Annotated in this window: 13 protein-coding genes; 4 read left to right on the top strand and 9 right to left on the bottom strand. The window is 63.8% G+C overall.

Going from position 1 to position 15,754, the window contains the following annotated elements; translation table 11 throughout:
* Window positions 1–72: 72 nt before the first annotated feature.
* Both DM872_RS01775 and DM872_RS01770 read right to left on the bottom strand, forming a co-directional pair.
* The gene (locus DM872_RS01775; RefSeq protein WP_179057841.1) at window positions 73–1,389 is read right to left on the bottom strand and encodes a flavin-containing monooxygenase; all 1,317 of its coding nucleotides are present in this window, start codon (window positions 1,387–1,389) and stop codon (window positions 73–75) included.
* Between the two features lie 76 nt (window positions 1,390–1,465).
* The gene (locus DM872_RS01770) at window positions 1,466–1,642 is read right to left on the bottom strand and encodes a hypothetical protein (RefSeq protein WP_179057840.1); all 177 of its coding nucleotides are present in this window, start codon (window positions 1,640–1,642) and stop codon (window positions 1,466–1,468) included.
* A 70-nt stretch (window positions 1,643–1,712) separates the two neighbouring features.
* Here DM872_RS01770 and DM872_RS01765 point away from each other — a divergent pair, with 70 nt between their 5' ends.
* Together DM872_RS01765 and DM872_RS01760 are read left to right on the top strand one after the other, a co-directional pair.
* The gene (locus DM872_RS01765; protein WP_179057839.1) at window positions 1,713–3,344 is read left to right on the top strand and encodes a VRR-NUC domain-containing protein; all 1,632 of its coding nucleotides are present in this window, start codon (window positions 1,713–1,715) and stop codon (window positions 3,342–3,344) included.
* A complete protein-coding gene (locus tag DM872_RS01760) occupies window positions 3,344–5,593 on the top strand; it encodes an ATP-dependent DNA helicase (RefSeq protein ID WP_179057838.1) in 2,250 nt (749 codons plus the stop codon). Before DM872_RS01765 ends, DM872_RS01760 begins: the two co-directional genes overlap by 1 nt.
* A gap of 113 nt (window positions 5,594–5,706) precedes the next feature.
* Here DM872_RS01760 and DM872_RS01755 read toward each other — a convergent pair whose 3' ends face one another.
* Complete coding sequence (locus DM872_RS01755; protein WP_373273671.1) at window positions 5,707–6,396, bottom strand: endonuclease; 690 nt, start codon at window positions 6,394–6,396, stop codon at window positions 5,707–5,709.
* A 286-nt stretch (window positions 6,397–6,682) separates the two neighbouring features.
* Between DM872_RS01755 and DM872_RS01750 the strand changes: the two genes are divergently transcribed.
* Window positions 6,683–6,994, top strand: coding sequence for a transcriptional regulator (locus DM872_RS01750; RefSeq protein WP_179057837.1), 312 nt, complete (start codon window positions 6,683–6,685; stop codon window positions 6,992–6,994).
* Here the strand turns inward: DM872_RS01750 and DM872_RS01745 are convergent.
* The 6 genes from DM872_RS01745 to DM872_RS01720 all read right to left on the bottom strand — a co-directional run bounded on the left by DM872_RS01745 (window position 6,991) and on the right by DM872_RS01720 (window position 14,383).
* Complete coding sequence (locus tag DM872_RS01745; RefSeq protein ID WP_179057836.1) at window positions 6,991–7,872, bottom strand: DMT family transporter; 882 nt, start codon at window positions 7,870–7,872, stop codon at window positions 6,991–6,993. The genes DM872_RS01750 and DM872_RS01745 overlap by 4 nt on opposite strands.
* Window positions 7,873–8,225: 353 nt before the next feature.
* A complete protein-coding gene (locus DM872_RS01740; protein ID WP_179057835.1) occupies window positions 8,226–9,401 on the bottom strand; it encodes an L-lyxonate dehydratase in 1,176 nt (391 codons plus the stop codon).
* A gap of 23 nt (window positions 9,402–9,424) precedes the next feature.
* On the bottom strand, window positions 9,425–10,750 hold the full coding sequence (locus DM872_RS01735) for an MFS transporter (RefSeq protein WP_179057834.1): 1,326 nt from the start codon (window positions 10,748–10,750) through the stop codon (window positions 9,425–9,427).
* 339 nt (window positions 10,751–11,089) lie between these two features.
* Window positions 11,090–12,103, bottom strand: coding sequence for a 4-hydroxythreonine-4-phosphate dehydrogenase PdxA (locus DM872_RS01730; protein WP_179057833.1), 1,014 nt, complete (start codon window positions 12,101–12,103; stop codon window positions 11,090–11,092).
* Window positions 12,100–13,065 (bottom strand): amidohydrolase family protein, encoded by a 966-nt coding sequence (locus DM872_RS01725; protein ID WP_179057832.1) that lies wholly within the window; start codon window positions 13,063–13,065, stop codon window positions 12,100–12,102. The genes DM872_RS01730 and DM872_RS01725 overlap by 4 nt, the downstream gene beginning before the upstream one ends.
* Window positions 13,058–14,383, bottom strand: a complete 1,326-nt coding sequence (locus DM872_RS01720; RefSeq protein ID WP_179057831.1) for an MFS transporter — start codon at window positions 14,381–14,383, stop codon at window positions 13,058–13,060. Before DM872_RS01720 ends, DM872_RS01725 begins: the two co-directional genes overlap by 8 nt.
* Window positions 14,384–14,695: 312 nt before the next feature.
* Between DM872_RS01720 and DM872_RS01715 the strand changes: the two genes are divergently transcribed.
* On the top strand, window positions 14,696–15,709 hold the full coding sequence (locus DM872_RS01715; RefSeq protein ID WP_179057830.1) for a Bug family tripartite tricarboxylate transporter substrate binding protein: 1,014 nt from the start codon (window positions 14,696–14,698) through the stop codon (window positions 15,707–15,709).
* Window positions 15,710–15,754: the final 45 nt, after the last annotated feature.

Genomic DNA, 15,754 nt, shown 5'->3' with positions numbered 1-15,754 from the left:
GAAATCACTTCCTGAAATCTGATTGTTTGAGCACACGAATGACAGCAGTCGCCTGCATGGAAACGCTGCCTCTCAGTCTTTCGCCCGGCGCTGCGAGGCATCGCGGTAGGCGAGGTACTTGTGCTGGGTGGCGATGTGGTCGGCGATGTGCTTGGCGTCGTGCCAGACACCCCAGATAAAGGTGGAGCCCCGGCGGGACAGCCACGGCAGACCAAGGAAATAGACGCCCGGCTCAGCCGACACACCGCGCTGGTGCTGCGGCTTGCCCTTGGCGTCGAAGGCGTTGACCTTCAGCCAGCTGTAATCGACCGCGTAGCCAGTCGCCCAGATGATCGAGGTAACACCGGCCTTTGCCAGGTCCAGTTCGAGTATCGGGTTGCTCACGCATTCCGGGTCCGGATAGGTCGCGCGGGCTTCGGGCTCCTCCGGCAGATCGAGGCCGTTGCGCTCGATGTAGGCGTCCGCGGCATCCAGCAGCGACAGATAGTTCTCGTCGCCGCGAGCGATGTTTTCCGCAAGGTCCGCCTGGAAGGTCACCGCATCGCCTTCGAACGACTTGGTGAGGCCGACGAGCGTCACACCTTGATGGGCCAGTGCCCGGAAGTCGACGGTATGACCACCACGAGCACCGCTCACAGCAATGGTCACATGCTCCTTGCCCGGCTGGGCGGCTTCCGCATCCCACAGACCGAGTACACCAAGCCACCAGCAGAAGTCGCGATTGCGGTAGGCGCGCGGCGGACGATCGTGCGGACCGACCGACAGGTAGACCTGCTTGCCGGCGCGCTGCAGCTCATCGGCAATCTGCACCCCGGACGAGCCGGCCCCTACCACCAGCACACCGCCTTCCGGAAGTTGCTGCGGATTGCGGTACTGGGCGGAGTGAATCTGCTTGACACTTGCGTTGCTGGGCGCAATCGGTGGGATGATCGGGCGCTGGAACGGTCCGGTAGCGGCGACCACACGATTGGCCTGGATCACACCTTCGGAAGTTTCGACGGTGAATCCCGGACGATCGGCATTGCGCACCACGGACTTCACTTCCACGCCGGTGCGGATGGGGGCATCGAACTGCTTGGCGTAGGCTTCGAAATAGGCCGCCACCTGCTCCTTGGAAGCAAAGGCGTCGGGATCGAGATCAAACTCCAGCCCCGGGAAACGGTCATGCCAGGCCGGCCCGTTGGCCACCAGCGAGTCCCAGCGTCCTGTACGCCAGGCTTCGGCAATGCGATTGCGCTCCAGCACCAGGTGCGGTACGCCGAGCTTGGTCAGGTGCTCACTCATGGCCACGCCGGCCTGGCCAGCACCCACAACCAGCGTATCGATCTCTATTGTTTCAACTGCCTTCTCCGCGTAGTTCTGAAACGCGGTCTGGTTCAGGTCGGTCATCGCTTGCCTCCTCTGACTCTGATCATTCTTGTTTTGCTGATGCGGCTATCGGTAAGGGGTGTTGGCCGCATTCTGTTCAGAGCGAGGAATTCGCGAAATTATGATTTTTGTAGTCGCTGGCTAGGAAAAAGCTACCAGCGCGAAAAGCGCTGTGCGCCGCGCGCCAGAAGGCTTTGGATATAGGTTTTTTAGATTCAGGCGCGACAAAATAAATAGCGTCGCGCCGCCCGCAGCCCCACTGATCGAAATGCATTTGCCGCGCCCCCGCCGCGCCTGATATCTGTATATATCCACAGTAAAAGACCGGTCTGCCGTCCCCCGCCATGCCTGCCGCACTCGACGATCCCTTCTATTACCTGCACAACTTCCACACCCTGCTGGACTGGATCAGCGAGCGTTATCACGACCTGCTGGACGGCGAGGAAGTGGCGTTCATCGAAGATTTCCGCCTCCTGCCTCGCGCCTCCCAGGCGCTCCTGGTTCGCATGGTGATGCGCAAAGGCATGCTGTTTCGAGCGAGCAAGCTGAACTACGTGGAAATCGGCGATACCTGCGAGGCGGCCCTTCCGCTGCTGGCACTCGGCTGGGTGGATGCAGCAGCGGAGCTGGACCTGGCTCAACTCTTCGGCCTGCTCACGCTGGGCGAGGTGGATACCTGCTTCGGCAAGGCTCCGGGACGCAAGGCGGAGCGCCTGGAGAACCTGCTTGCCGAACACGATGGGCGCCGCACCTTCGCGGACTGGTTTCCGACCAGCAGCGATTGCGTCTATGCCCTGGGTCTGATGGACATCTGCGACCGCCTGCGACTGATGTTCTTCGGCAACCTCTATCAGGACTGGTCCGAATTCGTCCTCGCCGACCTCGGCATCTACCAGTACGAAAAGGTGGAGATCGATGCCTCCGCAAGGGGTTTCCGCGAGCGTGCCGATCTCGACTACTACCTGCGCCTTCACCGTTGGAGGGAGCGCTTCGAGGCGGGTGAGGCACTCGAACAACTGCTGCCCGAACTTCCACTCGAAACCCACGCCAACCCCTGGCTGGATGCGCGTCGACGCAAGCTGTTGTTCCAGATCGGCCAACATTGCGAGCGCTGCGAGCTGCTGGAAGCGGCGCTTGGCCTGTACAGCCTCTGCGACTACCCAGGAGCGCGGGTGCGACGCATCCGTGTGTTCGAACGCCTGGAGGCCCATGACGATGCCTTCGGTCTTGCCCAACTCGCCAACGCAGCGCCCGAGAGCGAGGAAGAGCAGCAACACCTGACCCGCATCCTGCCGCGCCTGCGACGCAAACTCGGCCTGCCCAAGGAGCCGCCAGCCGGCAGCACCACTGTGCAGCGTATCGACCTGCTGCTGCCGCACCCCCCGGAACCGCTATCGGTGGAGCATGCCGTGCTGCTGCATTTCCACGAAGACGACGCGCCCGTGCACTACGTGGAGAACACCCTGCTCAACTCGCTGTTCGGCTTGCTGTGCTGGGACGCCATCTTCGCCGCGCTACCCGGTGCCTTCTTCCACCCGTTCCACAATGGGCCGTCGGACCTGCTCAGCCCTGATTTCCATGCACGCCGGGCAGAGCTGTTCGATGCCTGCCTGGCACAGCTGGACAACGGGGAATACCAGGCCAGCATTCGCCGGACCTTCGCGGCCAAACAGGGGCTGCTGTCGCCCTTCGTCTACTGGGGCAACCTGGACGAAGCCCTGCTCGACCAGGCTCTGGCCTGCCTCCCTGCCGCGCAGCTCAAGGCCTGTTTCCAGCGCATCCTTGCCGACATCAAGTCCAACCGCGCCGGCCTGCCGGACCTGATCCAGTTCTGGCCGGCCGAACGCCGCTACCGCCTGATCGAGGTGAAGGGGCCCGGTGACCGACTGCAGGACAACCAGCTGCGCTGGCTGGAGTTCTGCGCCCAACACGGGATTCCCGTGGAAGTCTGCTACGTGCAATGGGCGGACGCCTGATGAACTACAGCGTCGCCGTGCGCGCGCTCTGCGAGTTCACCGCCAAGACGGGCGACCTCGACCTGCGCTTCACCCCGGCGCCCACCGCCCAGGAAGGCATCGCGGGCCACGCGCTGGTGGCCAGCCGTCGGGGCGAGGGCTACCAGACAGAAGTCGCGCTGGTTGGCGAGTTCGGCCCACTGCGTGTGCGCGGTCGCGCCGACGGTTATGACCCGGCACTGAACCGTCTGGAGGAAGTGAAGACCTATCGCGGTGATCTCCAGCGCATGCCGGAGAACCACCGACATCTGCACTGGGCCCAGGTGAAGATCTACGGCTGGCTGCTCTGCCAGCAGCAGTCGCTGGCAGAAATCGAATTGGCGCTGGTCTATTTCGACATCGGCAGTCAGAAAGAAACGCTACTCACCGAGCGCCACAAGGCCGAAGACCTGCGCCTGTTTTTCGAAACCCAGTGCCAACGCTTCATTGCCTGGGCCGAACAGGAGCTCGCCCACACAGCGGCGCGCAACGCCGCACTTGAAACCCTCACCTTTCCCCATGCCGCGTTCCGAAAGGGCCAGCGCCAGCTTGCCGAGGCCGTGTACAAGGCGGTCAGCACCGGCTGTTGCCTGATGGCTCAGGCGCCCACCGGCATCGGCAAGACGCTCGGTACCCTGTTCCCCCTGCTCAAGGCAGCTCCGCGCCAGGCGCTGGACAAGGTCTTCTTCCTCGCCGCGAAAACACCCGGCCGCCAACTGGCCCTCGACGCCCTGCAGCAAATAGATACCGCGCCCCTGCGGGTGCTCGAACTGGTCGCTCACGACAAGGCCTGCGAGCACCCGGAAAACGCCTGTCATGGCGAATCCTGTCCCCTCGCCCGTGGCTTCTACGACCGTCTGCCGGCCGCCCGCAAGGCCGCCACGGAACGCTGCTGGCTGGACCGCGAAACCATTCGTGAAATCGCTCTCGCCCATCAGGTCTGCCCCTACTACCTGGCCCAGGAGATGGCCCGCTGGAGCGATGTGGTGGTAGGCGATTACAACTACTACTTCGACGCTAGCGCCCTGCTCCACGGGCTGACCAACGTCAACCAGTGGCGCGTTGCGGTGCTGGTGGACGAAGCCCACAACCTGGTGGAACGGGCGCGCAAGATGTATTCGGCCGAGCTCGACCAACTCAGCCTCAAGGCGCTGCGCAAGAACGCACCGGCCGCGCTGAAGAAGTCCCTGGAACGGGTCGGCCGCGCCTGGAGCGAATTGAACAAGGAGCAGGCCGAGGACTACCGAGCCTATGACGCACCTCCGACCAAACTGCTCAATGCCCTCCAGGGGGCGGTAACCGCGATTACCGACTACCTCACCGACAATCCCACCGCCATGGATGCCGCCCTGCAGGAGTTCTACTTCGAAACCATGCAATTCGGTCGTATGGCCGAGCAGTTCGACAGCCATTCGTTGTTCGACCTCAGCAAGCGCGTCGGCAAAAGTGGAAGCAGCCTCTCACGCCTGTGCCTGCGCAATCTGGTGCCCGCCCCCTTTATCGGCCCCCGATTCGCCGCCAGCCATTCCACCGTGCTGTTCTCGGCCACCCTCAACCCGCGCCGCTACTACAGCGACCTGCTGGGACTGGCCGCCAATACACCCTGGCTGGAAGTGGACTCCCCTTTCAGCGCCGAACAACTCCAGGTCCGGATAGCCACCGACGTCTCCACGCGTTACCAGCACCGCAACGCATCGCTCACTCCCATCGCACGGTTGATGGCCCGACAGTTTGCGGAACGTCCCGGCAACTACCTGGCCTTCTTCAGCAGCTATGACTACCTGCAGCAGGTCGCCAGCTTGTTCGCCCGCGAGCATCCGCACGTGCCCGTCTGGCTGCAGGCACGGCAGATGGATGAAGCCGAGCGCCAGGCATTCATCCAGCGCTTCGAAGCAGGTGGTCAGGGCATCGGCTTCGCCGTGCTCGGCGGCGCATTCGGTGAAGGCATCGACCTACCCGGCGAGCGACTGATCGGCGCCTTCGTCGCCACCCTTGGCCTGCCACAACTGAACCCCATCAACGAGCAGTTGAAGCAGCGCATGGCCGCGCAGTTCGGCGCCGGCTACGACTACGCCTACCTCTATCCCGGCTTGCAGAAAGTGGTGCAGGCGGCCGGCCGGGTCATCCGCACGACCGACGACCGGGGCGTGGTGCACCTGATCGACGACCGCTTTGCGCGGCCGGAGGTACAGCGCCTATTACCCAACTGGTGGGCCATCGATTCCTTGTAGGGGGCGAATTCATTCCCAGAGCCTTGTAGGAGCTAGCTTGCTAGCGAAAAGGAGCCATTCGCTGCCAAGCCAGTTCCTACGGGCAATGCAGCCACTCGCAACACTGAATGCCACTACCGCCGGCAAACACCCATATCCACCTTCCCCACGAACGGATTGCCGTAACCCATCACACAGGCCACGCGCTGGTTGCGGTTGCGCTCCCAGGCCTCCACCGGGTACTGGCGGTTCCAGGCGTTGTAGAGCTTGCGGTCCTGGCTGGAGATGCGCAGGCCGTAGCGGTCGCTCATGTAGAAATAGGTACGCGCGATCATCCCGCGGATCTGCTGGCGCGGCATCGCCTTGCGTGCCTTGAAGTCCACCACCATCGGGCAAGCGCCGTATTGGCTCGGCTTCTGCGGCAGCCAGGCGAAGCTGTAGTTGCTGCGATCGCCGTTCACCTCGCCGATGCTCGGCACCAGGTTATGCAGGTCGGCCTCGGCGCGCTGGTAGGTCGGATCGTTCTCCGCGCAGTTCTTGCGCCCGCCCTGCTGCCAGCACTGCCGCTGATGGCCGATCACCCAGGCCGGCACGATGTGCTCCCATTCAATGCGCTGGGCTCGCTGCGGTGTCTTCCTCGGCACGTAGCCACAGCTTTTCAGGTCCACGCGATTGCCCTGGTAACGGCAGCCGCAATAGAACTCCACCGGGTGGGTGGCGTAGAGCTTCCAGGCGACCTTCTTCGCTTCGTTGAAGGTGCGCGGTGCGGCGGCTTCGGTGGTGGCGGAAAACAGCAGGCAAAACAGCAGGATAGAGCGAATCATCAGTTTTCTTGTTCTCGGGGTACTGCGTCAGGGGAAATGACTGACAACAGATTTTTCCTTTGGTTTGGTTGCCATCAGACGGCGGCAACTGATATCTGTATAAATATACAGTAATTCAGGAAAAGTCCTATGCCTGTATCAGCCCCGATCCGCTTGCCGATACCCGAGCAACCTGTTCCACAAAATGTTCCGCTGCCCTATCAGCTGCCGCTGCCCTTCCCGCCCCGTGGCCGGGTGCAGCCTTTGTCCGCCAGCCGGCGGCTGCACTGAATCCGAGGAAGACCCGATGCTGGATGTGCGCCAGTTGAAGTACACCGTGAGCCGCATGGCCCCGGAAGAAATCCGCGAAGCGGTGGAAGAACTACGTCTGGAAGGCCTGGTGACCGATGGCAAGACGCCCTTCGGCCGCCTGCACTTCAATACCTGCCTGGCCGAGATCGAGGCCCTGTTCCAGCGTGCCGGCTATCACCGGCAACTGGATGTAGTGGGGTACCAGGGCCAGGCCTATGCCCTGTTCGACCCCGCCCGCTGGGAGCCGGTGCAGGTACTGCGGTGGCTGAAGGACTACGTTGACTCGCGTCAGGCAGAAAGTGCCTAACGCTTCTGCGCATACGCCGTGAACAGGCCGCTGCCCACGATGATGGCGATGCCGAGCAGGCCGACCTGATCCGGCGCGTGGTTGAACAGCAGCAACCCGAGCAGGCCGGCGAAGACGATCTGCCCATAACCGAAGGGCGCCAGCAGCGGCGGCGACGCGTGGCGGAACGCCTGGGTCAGCAGCATGTGCCCGCCCATGCCGCAGGTCCCCAGCGCCAGCATCAGCAGACTGTGGCCGAGGTTGTCCGGCAGATGCCAGAAGAACGGCACCAGGGCACTCATGATCAGGGTGTTGGTCAGGCCGGTGATGAAGTTGCTGGTGGCCGAACTGTCGGTGCGCGTGAGGATGCGCGTCAGCAATTGGTAGAAGGCAAAGCACACGGCCGCAGCCAACGGAAACAGAACGGCCGGGGTGAACAGCGAACCGCCCGGGCGCACGATCAGAAGCACCCCGGCGAAGCCCACCAACACCGCCCCCCATTGCGCGCGGGAGACGCGCTCGCGCAGCAAAGGGACCGAAAGCATGGTGACCAATAGCGGCGCGAGGAAGATTACCGAGGTCGCCTCGGCCAGCGGGATATAGCGCAGGCCGGTCGTGAACAGCAGGCTCACCCCGATCAGGCAGAGCGCGCGTGCGATCTGCAGCATCGGCCGCTTGGTGCGGAGTATGCGGGTCCCTTCACGCGGCAGCAGGAAGCCCGCCATCAGCAGCGTGTGCACCAGGTAGCGCACCCAGACCACCATCACGATGGGGTAGAAGGCCGACAGGTACTTGGAAATCGCGTCGTGGCTGGAAAACAGGAAAGTTGCCAGGCAGACCAGCACGATACCTTTCAGCGGCTGGTCGATGCGTTGCGACAGGGGACTTTGGGAGCTCATCAGGGGTCCGGATCGTCTGCCGGGGAAGGGCTTGGTAGCAGACTAATGATTAGGCGACTCAAGATATCGGCTAAGCCTGCATGACTCAAGAGCCGGCCGGCGTGCGGTAAGAGCCAACTTCGGCCAGCTCTCTGTGGGAGCGAATTCATTCGCAATGCGGGCCGCAGGCCTGCCTTTGGGGCGTTGGGGCAGCTGCGCTGCCCATAGCGAATGAATTCGCCCCCACAGCCCCAGCGCCTCATTCCTCGCTGGCGTCGGCCTGAAAAAAGAAGCCCCGGCATACGCCGGGGCCAATCGGGTGCTCGGGCCGCCGACACACCTGGCCCGGGCTGCCCTGTGGGCTGGAGTGCCCGTTACTCGATGATGTTGAAGTCCTTCAGGTACTCCTCGGAAATCTCCAGACCCAGTCCCGGCAGGTTGTCGTCCAGCTGGATGTAGCCGTTCACGGGCTGCGGCTCGCCCTTGAACACGTAGTAGAAGAGTTCGTTACCCACCTCGACGTCGAATACCGGGAAGAACTCGGCCATGGGCGAGGCGGTGCTGGCCATGGTCAGGTGGTAGTTGTGCATCTGCCCGGCGTGGGGGATCACCGGTACCGACCAGGCTTCGGCCATGGCGTTGATCTTGCGGGCCGCAGTGATGCCACCGACACGGTTGGTGTCGTACTGGATCACGTCCACTGCGCGGCGCTCCAGCAGGTCCTTGAAGCCGTAGGAAGTGAACTCGTGCTCGCCACCGGAGATGGGCATGATCCCCATCTTCTTCAGCTCCACGTAGCCTTCGATGTCGTCGGCAATCACCGGCTCTTCCAGCCAGCGCGGTTCGAACTCGGCCAGTTTCGGCAGCATGCGGCGGGCGTATTCCAGGGTCCAGCCCATGTAGCACTCGAGCATGATGTCCACATCCGGGCCCGCCAGTTCACGCAGCGCACGCACCTGCTCGATGTTCTTGCGCATGCCCGCAGGGCCGTCCTTGGGGCCGTAGCCGAAGCGCATCTTCAGCGCGGTGAAACCCTGGTTCAGGTAGCCCTGGGCCTCTTCCAGGAACAGGTCGAGGTTGTCGTTGGCGTAGAGCTTGGAGGCGTAGGTCCAGATCTTTTCCTTGGTGCGCCCGCCCAGCAGCTTGAATACCGGCTTGTTCACCGCCTTGCCCATGATGTCCCAGATCGCCAGGTCCACCGCCGAGATAGCGGCCATGCCGATGCCCTTGCGGCCCCAGGCGTGACTGCGGCGGTACATCTTCTGCCAGATGTATTCGTAGTCGAAGGGGTCTTCGCCGATGGCGATGGGCGCCAGGTAGAGGTCGATGATTTCCTTCGCCACCCGCGGTGCCAGGGCGCAGTTGCCGATCCCCACGATGCCGGTGTCGGTTTCGATCTCCACCACCAGCCAGCCATGGAAGCGGAACGAGCCCATGGCATCGCCACGCTCATAGAGGATGTCGGTGGCGTTGGTGCAGAAGTGCGCCTGCGGCGGCACCACCTTGCCCTTCCATTCGAAAACACGGGTACGGACGGATTTGATCTTCATGTGCATGGCTCCTATGGCTGCAGTCAGTTCGCGCGGGCAGGCTCCAGGGCCTGCTCGGTAGCGGTTTTCCGGGTGTTCAGGCGGAGGATCAGCAGGGCGCCGATCACAGCGACCACCGCGAGGGCGAACATGCCCGCGCGGGGGTCACCAAAGAGGGTTTCCATCAGGGTCTTGAGATTCGGCGCGACGAAGCCGCCGAGGTTGCCCAGGGAGTTGATCAGGGCGATGCCGCTGGCCGCCGCCGCACCGCTCAGGTAGCTGGTGGGAATCGTCCAGAACAACGGCTGAACCGAAACGAATCCGGAGGCGGCGAAGCAGAAGGCGATCACCGCGAAGGTCAGGTTCGGGCTGAGCGCCGATGCGGCGATACCTGCGGCCGCCATCGCCAGCATCAGGGCGGCAAGGTTGCGGTGTTGCCCGGTGCGGTCGGCATGGCGGGTGACCAGGCGGGTCACCACCAGCGCGCAGGCCCAGGGAATGGCGGTCAGCAGCCCGACACTGAGGCCTACCTGGCCGTCGAGGAAGCCGGCGATGCGGGTGGGGAGGTAGAAGACCACGCCGTACACGCTCATCTGTACGGTGAAGTAGACCAGGCAGAACTTCAGCACCTGGCCATTGCGCAGCGCGCTGAGGAAGCCATGGGGGCTGTGGCCGCGCTTCTGGGCATCCTCCTCGGCCAGCTTGTCCTCCAGCGCGGACTTCTCCTCCGCACTCAGCCAGCGGGCATCACGGGGGCGGTCCACCAGGTAGAAGTAGGCGGCTATCCCCACCACCGACGCCATCAGGCCCTCGACCACGAACAACCATTGCCAGTTGGTCATGCCGAAGATGCCGTGGAACTCCAGCAGCCAGCCCGACAGCGGCCCACCCAGCACCAGCGCCAGCGGCAGGCCGAAGTAGAACATTCCCAACGCCTGGCCACGGCTCTGCGCCGGGAACCAGTAGGTGAGGTACAGGATGATGCCGGGGAAGAAGCCGGCTTCCGCCACGCCCAGCATGAAGCGCAGCACGTAGAAGGCAGTGGCGCTGTCAGCGAACATCATGGCGGCCGAGACGAGGCCCCAGGTGACCATGATCCGGCACAGCCAGACGCGCGCGCCGAGGCGGTGAAGCATCAGGTTGCTCGGCACTTCGAAGCAGGCGTAACCGATGAAGAAGATGCTCGCGCCGAAGGCGAAGGCGGCATCGCTGAGGCCGGTATCGGCCTGCAGGAAGGTGCGCGCATAACCCACGTTGGCCCGGTCGATGAAGGCCAGTACGTACATCAGGATGAGGAATGGCAGCAGCCGCAGGCGGCTTCTGGAAATGGCGGAGGCAAGTGCCCCGGGCAGGGAGGTCGTGATTGTCATTGTGAGGTCCTTCTTTTGCCGGTAATCGCCTTGCGAGGAGACAGGGCGGGCTTCTTGTAGGCATTGCAACGAGTCGCGAGGTGCTTTCGTTGAGGCCGACTCTAGCCAGCGCGAAGGGCCGCGAATAATCACTTGTGTTCATTCAGTGATAACCACAGGCAATACATCTTCATGGCTGAGCTATTTCGGGGTTATCGATCAGGCCGCCGCGAGATTCGCGGGGTTATCGATCAGGCCGCCGCGAGATTCGCGCGGTAAACGAGAACGCCGCGCCGCCCTGGGGGCAGCACGGTCTTTGGTGGGAGAGCGATTGACGTAGGTCTGTGGCGATGAAGGCTATCAGCCCCGGTTGCGACCCATGCGGCAGGCGATCTCGAAGGCCTGGCGCGTGGCACCGACGTTGGCCCTGCCCTGCCCCGCAATGTCGAAGGCGGTGCCGTGGGCCGGTGTGGTGATGGGGATGGGCAGGCCGCCCTGGACCGTCACGCCGCGAGAGAAGCCCATGAGCTTGATCGCGATCTGTCCCTGGTCGTGGTACATGGTCACCACCGCGTCGAACGCCCGCGTATCGCCCTGTACCTTGAGGAAGATGGTGTCTGCCGGGTAAGGCCCGTCCGCATCGATCCCCTGCTCCCGCGCCGTGCGCACCGCCGGGCCGATGATGTCCAGCTCTTCGCGGCCGAAGCTGCCGTTGTCGCCGTTGTGCGGGTTGAGGCCGCAGACGCCGATGCGCGGCTTTTCCAGCCCGCTGCGCTTGAGGGCGGTGTCGATCAGGCGAATGGCCTCCACTACCCGGTCGTGCCTGATCAGTCCGGGCACATCGGCCAGGGCGACGTGGGAAGTCACCCGCGAAGTCCAGAGGTTGTCCAGCACGTTGAACTCGCAGAACGGCCCCTGGAAGTCGAGGTACTCGGCGAACCAGTGCAGCTCGTCGCTGTGGGCCATGCCGGCCATGTGCAGGGACGTCTTGTTCAGCGGACCGAAGAGTATGGCGTCGGTGACCTTGTCGGCAGTCAGGCGCAAGGCCACTTCCAGGGTATCGAGGCTGTAACGGCCACCCACGACGCTGGCTTCGCTACGCGGAAACGGCCCCTCGGCCTGACCGCGATAGTCGTAGAACAGCGGTACGTCGTCGGTAAAATCCAGTTGATCCAGAGAGGCGACCGAGCGATAGGGAAATTCGCGCCCGGCGATCTGCATCCCCTTGCCCATTTCCGTCTCATCGGCGATCAGCAGCACATGGGCCTGCCGGCGTACCTCGGGCTCGGCCAGCAGCCGGGCGATCAGCTCCGGCCCGATGCCGGCGGGGTCGCCCAGGACCATGGCGATGCGGGGAAGGCGGGCGTTGCTCATGCGGTTGTCCTCATATCAGAAGTGCCCTGCGGCAGGCGGAACGCCGAGGGATGGGTTCGGTAGATGCATTGCGCGTTGCCGCAGAAGAGTTGCTCCTGCACGGCGAGGGGCAGGTCGGCGACGATGCGTTTGAAACCGCCGTAGATGTCGTCGAAGGACCCGCAGAGTCCATCCACCGGGAAGTTGCTGGCGAACATCGCCCGCTCGGCGCCGAACATGGCGATGGTTTCCCGCACGATCCAGGTGTTGTCCTCGACGCACCAGCGTTTGTCGGCCTGGCCGATGCCGGAAATCTTCACCACCACGTTGGGCAGCTCAGCGAACCGCGACATGGCGTGATGCCAGGCGGCAAGGCCCTGTTCGCTGCGATCGGACGGCAAGCCGGTGTGGTTGAGGATCAGCAGCGTCTCGGGAAAGTCCCGCGCAAGTGCTTCAGCCTCATGAAGGTTCCACCAGGGTGTCTGCAGGTCGAAATGCAGGCCAAGACGGGAAAGCTCGGCAAACCCACGGCGCCAGCGTTCGTCGCTCATCAGGCTGCGCGACTGTCCCACCTCATCCGGGTGCGCCGGCCCGCCCGGTTTATGGCGGACGCTGCGCACGCGCTCAAAGGTGGCCTGGGCGGCCAGCACTTCGGCAACATCAGGCGCATCCAGCCAGGCCTGGGCGACGACCGCATTGGGCGCTCCGTAACGCGCGGCGACCTGGTGGATGAAGCGCGTTTCGCCGACAGGGTCCGTCGGGTCCCACTCGGTTTCGACGTAGACGGTGGCCACCACCCGGTGCTCACCGGCGTCGGCCAGGTAGTCCTCCGGGAAATAGCGACGCTTGATGGCGCTGTAGTCGCCGTATCGGAACGGGATATTCGCATCTGCCGCCAGCCAGGGGTGGTCGTTCAGCTGCGGGTCCCAGAAGTGATGATGGGCATCGGTGATGGGCCCGTCGTAAAGCTGCGCCTCAGCCATGGTTCACCTCGTTGTTGTCCAGGCCGATCAGCAGCGTGCCGGCGACGAACAGCGCCGAGCAGGCAGCGAAGAATCCGAGCACGCCGGCATAGCCGCCGAAGTACTGAAGGATCACGCCCACCACAATCGGTACGAAAATGCCGCCGAGGCTGCCGGCGAGGTTCATCACGCCGCCGATCAGACCGACCCGCGCGGGGGCCGCCAGCAATGCGGGGAAGCTCCAGTAGAGGCTGCCCCACATCAGGAAGAAGGCGGTGAGGCAGAGCAGCGCCACAGCCGCGTACGCATCGTGCAGGGTGGGCAGGAGCATGAAGGCACCCAGCGCGACAAGTCCGGAAACCGTCAGCAGCCCCTTCGCCGCCAGCCCCCGGCGCACGCCCTTGCGGATCAGGGTGTCGCAGAGGAAACCGCCGCACAGCGAACCGGCCGCGCCGCAGAGGAAGATGATGAAGGTGGCAGCGCCGATGCCCTTGATATCGAAACCACGCGCCTGGGCCAGATAGCTGGGTCCCCAGGTCAGCAGGCCGAAGAACACCATGGCCCAACTGGCACGCCCCAGGAGCATGCCGGTGAGGGAGCGGGCGGCGATGCCAAGGCCCTTCACCTGTTCACGGGCGGCCTGGGCTGCGGAAGTGGAGCGGCCGGCATTAATACGGGCGAGTTCTTCGGCGTTGACGTCGGGATGCAACTCGGGATCGTCGCGCAGGTAGCGCCAGGCCAGCCAGGCCATGCCCAGGGTGGCGATGCCGGCAACGAAGAAGGCGATGCGCCAGGAGCCGAGCACGGCAATCAGGTAGGCGATGATCAGGCCGCCGAGGGCAACGCCCAGCGGGCCGCCGCAATCCATCAGGACCGCGCCCCGACTGCGTTCGCTGGGCGCCAGCCAGAGGGAATTGAGCTTGCCGCCGGAGGGGAACAAAGGCGCTTCGGCGGCCCCCAGGGCGACGCGCGCGAAGAGCAGCGACAGCCCGCCACTGGCAAACGCGGCCAGGGTCTGGAACAGACCCCAGAGCCCGGTCGACCAGCCGATCACCCGGCGCGGACCATATCGGTCGATCAACCAGCCGCCGGGAATCTGCAGCAGCGCGTAGGCCCAGAAGAAGCTACTGAGGATCAGCCCCTGCATGCTGGGCGATAGGCCGAATTCCTTGCCGATGGTGGGCATGGCGATGGACAGGGAAACCCGATCGATCAGGTTGATCACGGTGAGGGCGAAGATGATCGCGAATATGCGCCAGCGAACGCGGGTGGGGCGGGCGGCATCATCCGTGGAGGCAGGTGAAGGGTGCAGGCGGTGTACGGCGCTCGAATGAGCCATGGCTCTGACCTCGTATTTATCGTTCTTGTCAGGTTTCCCGACTCGCCCTGGGCGCTGCCGGCTTGGGTGAACTATTCCAACCGCGAGCAATAACCGTCTAATCAAACTTCCTCATAGACGTATTCCCTGGGGATATCGGTCTCCGATTCTGTACGGGCGAAGGGTTGGCGAAAGCCTGATATGCCAGCCTGGAGCAGTCGCGTCAGCAGCGATAACTCCAGGCTATCGCTGTATGCGATTTATTGAGTAGACGGAATAGCACCCGCTTCACACACTCGGCCCACCCATAACAAGCACAAGAAGAGGTCCACCATGCGAACCGCTCCCGTTCGTCAAATCGCTCGCCTGCTCGCCGGATGCACCCTGCTCTGCGCCAGCGCCCTCCCCGCCCTCGCCGATGCCTGGCAACCCGAGAAAAATGTCGAGATCATCGTCGCTGGCGGCCCCGGTGGCGGTACCGACCAACTCGGTCGGCTGATCCAGTCGATCATCAGCCAGCACAAGCTGATGGACGTGAACACCGTGGTGCTGAACAAAGGCGGCGGCAACGGTGCCGAGGCGTTCCTGGACATGAAGCTGTCCAAGGGGGATGCCGAGCGCCTGGTGATCGGGACCAACAACGTCTACCTGCTGCCACTGGTCGCCAAGCTCGGTTACCAATGGACCGACCTTACTCCAGTTGCCGCCCTGGCCGAGGACGATTTCATCCTCTGGACCTATCAGGGCGCTCCCTGGAAAGACGCCAAGGGCTACTACGAGCAGGTCAAGGCCGACCCGGCAAAGCTGCGCATGGGCGGCAGCCAGTCCAAGGATGTGGACCAGACCCTGACCCTGCTGCTCAACCAGACCACAGGCAGCAAACTCACCTATATCCCCTTCAAGAGCGGCAGCGAGGCGGCCACGCAACTCGCCGGCAAGCACATCTCCTCCAACGTCAACAATCCGGCCGAAAGCCTGAGCCAGTGGCGCGGCAACCAGATCCAGCCGCTCTGCGTGTTCAGTCAGCAACGCATGGCCTACACCGAGAAGGTCGCGGGTGAGCAGAGCTGGGCCGATGTACCGACCTGCAAAGAACAGGGCCTGGGCGTCGACCAGTACCGCTTCCCGCGCACGGTGTTCATGGCCGGCGACGTCACCCCCGAGCAGCGCGCGTTCTATGTCGAGCTGCTGCGCAAGGTCAGCCAGACCCCGGAGTTCAAGGCGTACGTGGAGCGCAACGCGCTAGTGCCGACCTTCCTCGCTGGCGACGAACTGACCGCCTACATCGAAAAGGACACCGCCCGGGTAACCCCGGTCTTCCAGCAGGCCGGCTGGCTGCGCAAGTGATCCAGCACGGGCGCCGCCCCGCGCGGCGCCCGTCAGTGGGGTAAA

It is taken from the genome of Pseudomonas taiwanensis (genome assembly GCF_013393345.1).
Lineage (GTDB): Bacteria > Pseudomonadota > Gammaproteobacteria > Pseudomonadales > Pseudomonadaceae > Metapseudomonas > Metapseudomonas resinovorans_C.
This window is presented reverse-complemented; position numbering and strand designations above follow the sequence as displayed.

Coding starts and splice junctions, on each gene's coding strand:
- DM872_RS01775 (WP_179057841.1), bottom strand. CDS start 1,389: ATGACCGACCTGAACCAGACCGCGTTTCAGAACTACGCGGAGAAGGCA.
- DM872_RS01770 (WP_179057840.1), bottom strand. CDS start 1,642: ATGCATTTCGATCAGTGGGGCTGCGGGCGGCGCGACGCTATTTATTTT.
- DM872_RS01765 (WP_179057839.1), top strand. CDS start 1,713: ATGCCTGCCGCACTCGACGATCCCTTCTATTACCTGCACAACTTCCAC.
- DM872_RS01760 (WP_179057838.1), top strand. CDS start 3,344: ATGAACTACAGCGTCGCCGTGCGCGCGCTCTGCGAGTTCACCGCCAAG.
- DM872_RS01755 (WP_373273671.1), bottom strand. CDS start 6,396: ATGATTCGCTCTATCCTGCTGTTTTGCCTGCTGTTTTCCGCCACCACC.
- DM872_RS01750 (WP_179057837.1), top strand. CDS start 6,683: ATGCTGGATGTGCGCCAGTTGAAGTACACCGTGAGCCGCATGGCCCCG.
- DM872_RS01745 (WP_179057836.1), bottom strand. CDS start 7,872: ATGAGCTCCCAAAGTCCCCTGTCGCAACGCATCGACCAGCCGCTGAAA.
- DM872_RS01740 (WP_179057835.1), bottom strand. CDS start 9,401: ATGAAGATCAAATCCGTCCGTACCCGTGTTTTCGAATGGAAGGGCAAG.
- DM872_RS01735 (WP_179057834.1), bottom strand. CDS start 10,750: ATGACAATCACGACCTCCCTGCCCGGGGCACTTGCCTCCGCCATTTCC.
- DM872_RS01730 (WP_179057833.1), bottom strand. CDS start 12,103: ATGAGCAACGCCCGCCTTCCCCGCATCGCCATGGTCCTGGGCGACCCC.
- DM872_RS01725 (WP_179057832.1), bottom strand. CDS start 13,065: ATGGCTGAGGCGCAGCTTTACGACGGGCCCATCACCGATGCCCATCAT.
- DM872_RS01720 (WP_179057831.1), bottom strand. CDS start 14,383: ATGGCTCATTCGAGCGCCGTACACCGCCTGCACCCTTCACCTGCCTCC.
- DM872_RS01715 (WP_179057830.1), top strand. CDS start 14,696: ATGCGAACCGCTCCCGTTCGTCAAATCGCTCGCCTGCTCGCCGGATGC.